The organism is Longibaculum muris, assembly GCF_004343035.1.
GTDB lineage: Bacteria > Bacillota_I > Bacilli_A > Erysipelotrichales > Coprobacillaceae > Longibaculum > Longibaculum muris.
Genome location: NZ_SMCQ01000020.1, coordinates 47,834 through 54,655 on the forward strand (window position 1 = coordinate 47,834; position 6,822 = coordinate 54,655).

At 55.1% G+C, this 6,822-nt stretch carries 7 protein-coding genes; all 7 read right to left on the minus strand.

Going from position 1 to position 6,822, the window contains the following annotated elements:
• Positions 1–3: 3 nt before the first annotated feature.
• Complete coding sequence (locus EDD60_RS12110) at positions 4–2,028, minus strand: LPD1 domain-containing protein (protein WP_132226457.1); 2,025 nt, start codon at positions 2,026–2,028, stop codon at positions 4–6.
• A gap of 30 nt (positions 2,029–2,058) precedes the next feature.
• A complete protein-coding gene (locus EDD60_RS12115; protein ID WP_016316656.1) occupies positions 2,059–2,955 on the minus strand; it encodes a hypothetical protein in 897 nt (298 codons plus the stop codon).
• Between the two features lie 29 nt (positions 2,956–2,984).
• Positions 2,985–3,776 carry a DUF6674 family protein gene (locus EDD60_RS12120; RefSeq protein ID WP_132226458.1) on the minus strand — a complete coding sequence of 264 codons (792 nt, stop codon included), beginning with the start codon at positions 3,774–3,776 and terminating at the stop codon, positions 2,985–2,987.
• Positions 3,777–4,061 carry a helix-turn-helix domain-containing protein gene (locus EDD60_RS12125; RefSeq protein WP_132226459.1) on the minus strand — a complete coding sequence of 95 codons (285 nt, stop codon included), beginning with the start codon at positions 4,059–4,061 and terminating at the stop codon, positions 3,777–3,779.
• Between the two features lie 18 nt (positions 4,062–4,079).
• Positions 4,080–5,063: a DUF3991 domain-containing protein gene (locus tag EDD60_RS12130; RefSeq protein ID WP_132226460.1), complete on the minus strand. Its 984-nt coding sequence runs from the start codon at positions 5,061–5,063 to the stop codon at positions 4,080–4,082.
• A gap of 72 nt (positions 5,064–5,135) precedes the next feature.
• Positions 5,136–6,008, minus strand: a complete 873-nt coding sequence (locus EDD60_RS12135) for a DUF6017 domain-containing protein (protein ID WP_016220416.1) — start codon at positions 6,006–6,008, stop codon at positions 5,136–5,138.
• 29 nt (positions 6,009–6,037) lie between these two features.
• Complete coding sequence (locus EDD60_RS12140; RefSeq protein ID WP_016220415.1) at positions 6,038–6,559, minus strand: DUF5720 family protein; 522 nt, start codon at positions 6,557–6,559, stop codon at positions 6,038–6,040.
• Between the last annotated feature and the right edge of the window lie 263 nt (positions 6,560–6,822).

Consider the following 6,822-nt stretch of genomic DNA (forward strand, 5'->3'; position numbering starts at 1 on the left):
TCCTTAAATCTCCGGCGCATGGCTCTTTTTCGGTGCCGCCTGTGCCGGGGTAGTTTTTTCTGCCGGTTTCACCGCTGCAAGCTGCGCCATGACCGAAGGCCGGTCCGACGTAAATATGGAAATCTGTTCATTCTCCGCCAGCGGCTGCGCCGGAAGGGGCAGCGTTTCGTCCGAATGGGTCAGTATCTGCTCCCGTTTCAGGTCTGCCACGATCTCGTCAAATACCGCATTGATGGCTTTCCGTTCCGCACCCTCCGGGAAGGCTTTCAGGACTGCCATTTCCCCGCTTTTATCTGTCGCGAAAGTAACGGCACAATCCGCATGTCCCGCCAGATAATCAGAGCTGTAAGGCAGCTTATCCTTGATGTAACAGGCAAAGGCCCTGGCGGTCATCTCCGTGTTGCTGTCCCAATAGCCGCCGTCCTTTTCGCACTCCTTACCCATGCGCACGGAATTCCGGTAAAAATCGGTTTCCACCCGCCCGATCTGCGGCGCCTCCTGTGCCTGCATCCCGGACAGCATGTGCTCGAATATTTCCAGCCGTTCCCGCTCACTTTTGGGGATCACCCGCCCGGTGACAGACTTCTTGAAAGCGCTGATCTGCTCCACGGAACCGGCCTCGCCGGATAGAAACGACTCTTTAAGAACCGCGTAGGTTTTCATCTGTTCCTCATTGCCATGCCGTTTTAGGGAACCGAGCACCGCCGAATCCAGCCAGCCTGCCGCATTTTTCCGGGTTCGTTCTGTCTGCGCTTTGGTGCGGGCCGCGGCCTGCTCCGGCGTCTCCGGCTTATATTTCATGGTATCAATCAGCTTCTGGAACGGCGCATAGAGGCGGGGCTGTTCCGAGAGCATCCCATTCGCGCCCATCTTTGTACCCAGGTAATCGTCAAACCCGTGCCACCATTCATGGGCTAAAGAGCCGGCCCCGTGCATCTTCGTAAGGTTGATGACCTTCCGCAGCGGTTCATAATGGGCCGCCGCGTTGCCGCTTCCCCTGGCGCCGAAAGCGATGGCAAGCGTTCCCTGATAGGCAATATCTTTATCACTGATCTGCAAGGCCGACGCCAGATCCTTCAGCGCCTCAAATCCCATGTTGAGGGAAGCCTGCCGGTCATTCTGGTTCATCCAGTTCCCAAATTCACCGCCGCGGAACCCGAAGGTATCAAGGTAGTGCTGCCCGGTGATCTCCATGCCGTTTCTGTAATCCGGCCCGGTGCGCCGCACATGGGAGAGCTGGGGAGGCACAAACCGCGTCTTTCCGCTTTTGCTGCGCCCTTTTGCCAACGCCTGCACCCATTTCAGGGCGGCCTCCCGCGATTCAAAGTTTGTCTGCAAGATGGAATAGCCCTTCGTCACATAATAGGTGTCAGGTTTCCAGTCATTATTTTTGGAATAAGTATTCTTCCCGTCGTTGAAATGGATCGCATAGCCCTTCGGCACCTTCTGGTCTTTGGAAACGCCAAACTGTTCCTTCTGCGCTTTCTGTGTGAAGTTCCGCTCAAAATGCGCGGCAGAGTGAACCATCAGGGCATTGGACAGCTTGTTTGTAATGGCCGGGTTCTCCCGGCCCTTTTCCGTCGCCTGGTAATGGATGCCGCTGCCCCAGCCCTGCACCTGTTCCAGATATCCGTTTTCCACAAAGAAACGGTCATAGGCCTTCATTGCGTCCTCCACGGTGCGCACCTCCGAGACCGCGCTTTGCAGCTCCCGTACCGTCTGGATATATTCTTTTTGTCTTGCAAGGCGCTTTTCCGGCGTGTCGTCCCTGCGGTAATACTGCGGGGAGGCATTCAGCCCGTCCCTCGCCTTTTTGATAAAATAGACCACGCCAAGGGGAATCCCGTCATCAAGCATGGCCGTATAATCCGGTTTCTTCCAGATATTATCTTTTTTTACGAATTTCTCGGCTTCACGCTCATTCATGGCGTCCAGATCGTTCACATAGAGCCCCCGGTCCTTCCATAAATCTTTTTTTGCGCCGCCGATCTTTTCCCCAAAATCTTCATGCTGTATGTTGTCAGCCAATCATTATCACCTCCAGTCTGTCATAAAAAATCACCGCTCCGGGGAAGGGCGGCGTTCCTGTAATTTATCATGCTGCGGGCGTATTCCCATGATCCGGTCCGTCTCCCTGCGGACCAGCCGGTCAAGCGCACCCAAATCCTCCGGGGTAACGGCAAACTCCCGGTAATTCTCATACCAGAGCCCCGTGACCGCCGCAATCGGCAGTAGCTTTTCCGGCCCTCCGGGAAAAAGGCGGTAGACCGGACCGCCGTCAAGGAGCATCTGCTTCGCTGTCCCCAGGGGTATGCGGTACATATCTGTGTCCGGGTTCTGCGCCTCCTCCATATACTCCACATTCAGCCGTTCCTCCAAATCCTGGGGCATATAGGAAAATGCCTGCTCCTTCCACTGGCTGAACCGGTTAGAATAGCGGTACTGCCATTCCGTCACCTGCTCCGGCGCATAGAGGTAGCGCCAGGTTTTCAGGGCGTCCTTTTCGCACAGCTCCATTGACTCCCATTTTTCAATAGCTACCTCCGCCTTCGTGCCGTCCCGGTATTCCATGCTGACGCCGTAAGGGTAGAGGGTATTCCTTTCTATATCCTGCCGCAGCGTGTCAAGGCCCATCATCAGGACATCCCCGTACAGCCGTCCGTCCTCTTTGCGCTCCGTGTGGAACAGGAAGGCCCTTGCGCCGGGATATTCCGTCATGGCAGCTGTCCGGTAAAGCTCCGCCGAAGGGCAGTAGGCAAGCAGCGCGTCCGAAAGCCACATGTGATTCTTCCCCATGACGGCAATGGAATCCGCCCCGGTATTCGTGGCAAGCGTGCGCAGGTTATATTCGCTGTCCCGCAGGAAATCCCCGGCCAGGATATGGAGCTCATAGGCAAATACGCCTAAATCCGTATCGCGGACTAAGTGAATCTGCGGAAGTGGTTCCTGTTTCAAGTTCATTTCCTCCCTTCGTTCTGTTTTTATCACCGGCTGCCCCTGTCATGGGACGCCTCCGGCTGGTGCTTTGCCGGCGCTGCCTTCGCCGCCTGCTCCCGCATGGCCTCCAGGACGGAGGGCCGGCGCTGTGCCTGCCGTTCCAGCCCTTCCAGGGCGGCGATTGCCTTTTCAGCCTGTTTCTTCATGGCGCCCATGCACGCACGGCTGGCACGGTAGGGAGCCTTGACATAGCGGGCAATCTCCCCGCCGGCCTTTGCCTGCTGCACCGGTTCCTTTCCCATCAGCGCCAGGCACATATTTTTTAGGTGCTTTCCTGCCTCATGGTACTCGGAAACGAAAGCATCGATCCTCTCCATTGCCCGGTTACTGGCCTGCTGGTGGTTTTCCGCCCCCTGACGTACCGCCTCTAACGCCGGTTTCAGGTGCAGGAAATTGGCGAGCCCGTTCAATGCAATCGTACCGCGTTCCTTGAAATCCTCCAGGATATGCCTGCATCCCTCAACAATCTTTCCCTTTAGCTCTGATAATTTCTGTTGCATGGAGGCAATATTGCCCTCCAGCGTCTTGCAGGTCTTTTGTAAGGAAGCTTTCAGGGAGCGGTCCTGCATTTTCTGCAGGTCCTCCCGCATGGCCTCCAACTCGCCGACCGCTATGGAAAGGCGGTTCTCCATCCCTGTGACAGATTCGATCAGTTTTGCGAAGTCCACATAGGCGGGGGAATCATTTTCCTTTAAGAACGCAAGCAGCGCCTTAACCTGCTCATTTTCCGCAATCGGCGTTCCCGTGCCGGAATCCGTATGTGTCCTTTCCTCCGCCATTTACAAATCTCTCCCCTCTGCCGGCGGCTGCCCTCCGGCAATCTTGCCGACAATCTCCGGACCGGTCTCGTAAATCTGCATGAGCCGCCTGGCCGTTCCGCTTGGCTGAGCGGCGCCGCTGGTCCAGAGCCGGACCGTGGAAGGGGCGACATTCATCAGGAGCGCAAAGCCTTTCTCGTTCATATCCAGTTTTTCCATCAGCGCCTTAACCATGTCAGGGCCGTAGTCCGGGCACCGGGCGGCTTCGGCGATCATCTGTAAAGCCGTGTTCTCTGTGTTCATCATTTCTTGAAATCCTCCTTGTCAAATCGAAACAGCCGCCTGTTTCCGGCGGCATTGCTGTTGATGTTCTTTCATCTGCGTTGTAACATGGAGCAGCATTTCGTTGTAGTCCTTTCCCATGCGGGGCGGGTTGACGCCCACCCGGATATGCCGGAACCGCTGATCTTCATGGAGCATTGCCTTGATCCTCCTGGCATTTTTAAGGCCGCCAAGGTCATTGTCCATGTAGAGGCTGACGCGCCGGATTTCCGGGTGGCGTTTCAAAAATGCAATCAGCGCCACATGGGAAGTGCCGCCCAGGGACAGCCGGTAGCCGTCCCATTTCCAGACTTCTAACTCCTGCAGCGTGGCATGGGAGAGGGCGTCAATGGGCGCCTCAAATACCGCCACATGCCGGCTGCCCGGATTCCGGGGTGGATAGCAGAAGCTGTATTCCTTGTCGCTGCCGTAGACATCTTTCCTAAGGCTGCCGGCAATGCTCCGCATACAGGCAAACTTTGCTTTGCCGGCTTCATCCTTTCCCACAAACACACAGACCGGCTCGCCATGATGCCGCGCCTCATAGAACAGCCCGTCCCGGAAACACCGGCTGATCACATCCGGGCTGATCCCGCGCCGTTGCAGATAAGAAACGGCAGAAGTGGCGCACCGTCTGGCCCAGGGGAGGGAAAATGCTTTCTTCTCCGGTTCCTTATGCACACGCCCTGCCGCTGCCGTGCTCCGATAGGCCGGCGTCTGCTGGATTTCCCCGCCGACCAGCGTATGGACCGCATCCACCAGCCCGTAGCCCCGTATCTGGATCAGGTAATCCAGGGCGTTGATACTCCGGCCCCGGCTGTTCCAGTACCAGTACCTTTTCCCGGTCACATAGACCAGGCTGTCATGCTCCTTGTGGCGGTAATTCGGGCCGTCCCGTTTCAGCACCCCAGGCTCATGGAACTGCAGGTAGGCAAACAGGTCCGCCTCACGCGCCGCCCGAATCTGCTCCTTTGTTACGCCGGGCATGACACCGGCACAGGGATTCTTTTCATCGTGCCCCGCCTCCTTTCTGTGATGAAAAAAGACGCCAGAAGGCGCCTAACAGCCGTACAGGTCATGGTTGACCTCGGCGCGGTAATAGCTGTCCATTGTTGCCGGGGCATTATAGAGCGCCGCCAGCAGGTATGCCTTGATGTTCCCGACTTTCGTGGTGTTCCTGTCAATGCAGTCAAAGACATACTCCAGGTGGCCGGAATTGATTTTCAGGAAGCGGCCCTTTACCACCTCCCTGGGAAAATCATCCCCGGCGATACGGATATATGGACGTTTGGATAAAACCACTTCAAGCATAAGCTCCACCGTCTCGTCTAAGCGTTCTTTCCCATACCGGGAAACCATACAGCCATACTCAATATTTTCTTTCAGGATTTCACGGTAAGCGTCTGCCAGCTCTATCCGATCCATCCCATCCGAACGGCCTGCCGCCTCCGGCCCTGACGGATAGATTGATGGATGGGTCCTTGATATATCCGTTTTTGATTTTTTAGTTTTTAATGGATTAGTATTTAATTGTGCGGGATTTCCCTGTCCAGGTTCCCCCTGTTCAGGTTTTGCCTGTCCTGGATTTGCCTGTCTTGGATTTTCCCGTTTAGGTGAATCCCCCTGTTTTTCAGCATTTACAGGCTTTTCATGGATCGTATACTCGATGTCTCCGAGCTGCCCGTTCTCATAGCGGAGGCGCTGCCTGGTGAGGTACCCGTGCCGCTCCAGCTCTTTCAGGGCGGTAGTGATTGAATCCACGCCGTCCTTGCAGATATGGGCGAGCCCCTTTGTGGTATAGTCCCAATCTTCCGGCAGCGACAGCATGAGCGAGAGGAGCCCCTTTGCCTTTAAGGACAGTTCCGTATTGCGCAGATGGTGGTTGCACATGATCGTGAAGTCCTTTGTTTTTTCTACCCGGAATACAGCCATTTCAAAGCCTCCTTTCTCCGGTTATCCTGTTACAAGACGCGGTCCCTGCGGTCATAGTGGAGATGCCCGTCTGAGACCTTCGCATGGTTTTTCAGTTTGACTTCGCCCCGTTCCTGGCTGTCTAAGAATTTCTGATAGCCGGCATCCGTAAGGAACAGGCGCATCTTATCGCCCTTATCGCCGACAGGAGAATTATAAGACAGCACGTTGAAGATGATCATGTGCCGTACCTCTGGGGCAAAGCGTTCCAGGGCCATGATGTCATGCCCTTTCAATTTTTCCGCGCCGGATCGCTGCCTGGCCTCCGCAATCTTTTCCCCAATCGTCCGGGGCGGGTAGGGCAGGAGGTAATTCTTCTGGATATCCCGCACGATGTCCATGCACTCGTCATCCGTCAGGACGCGCAGCTTTGCCATCAGACTTTCCGCTGCCTTCCGCTGTTCAGGGTTCTTTGTGTACCGGGCAGCCATGTGGAGCTCGTTCAGGACTTTGTATTGATAGTCTCCCTCAACCTGAAACAGCAGCCGTTTTTCCATTTCGTTTAATTCCATGTGGATCTCCTTTCTTTTGAAAATGGGTATAAAAAAAGGGCGCCCACCTATAAAAGTGAAACGCCCACGGCAACCAGCGGTCAGGCAATACACCGGACCGCTGGCACTATTAAATTTTGTCGTTAATGAAACAGCCTCCTTTTTTCGATATTTTTCTCGTCAGATTTCAACTTGGAAAAGGAATTGAATAAATGACGGCAAACGCTCAAACCCCTTGAAAATAAAGGCTTTTTCCGTTTGTCGTTATTATACCGTAACGGCAT

Coding starts and splice junctions, on each gene's coding strand:
- EDD60_RS12120 (WP_132226458.1), bottom strand. CDS start 3,776: ATGGCGGAGGAAAGGACACATACGGATTCCGGCACGGGAACGCCGATT.
- EDD60_RS12125 (WP_132226459.1), bottom strand. CDS start 4,061: ATGATGAACACAGAGAACACGGCTTTACAGATGATCGCCGAAGCCGCC.
- EDD60_RS12130 (WP_132226460.1), bottom strand. CDS start 5,063: ATGCCCGGCGTAACAAAGGAGCAGATTCGGGCGGCGCGTGAGGCGGAC.
- EDD60_RS12135 (WP_016220416.1), bottom strand. CDS start 6,008: ATGGCTGTATTCCGGGTAGAAAAAACAAAGGACTTCACGATCATGTGC.
- EDD60_RS12140 (WP_016220415.1), bottom strand. CDS start 6,559: ATGGAATTAAACGAAATGGAAAAACGGCTGCTGTTTCAGGTTGAGGGA.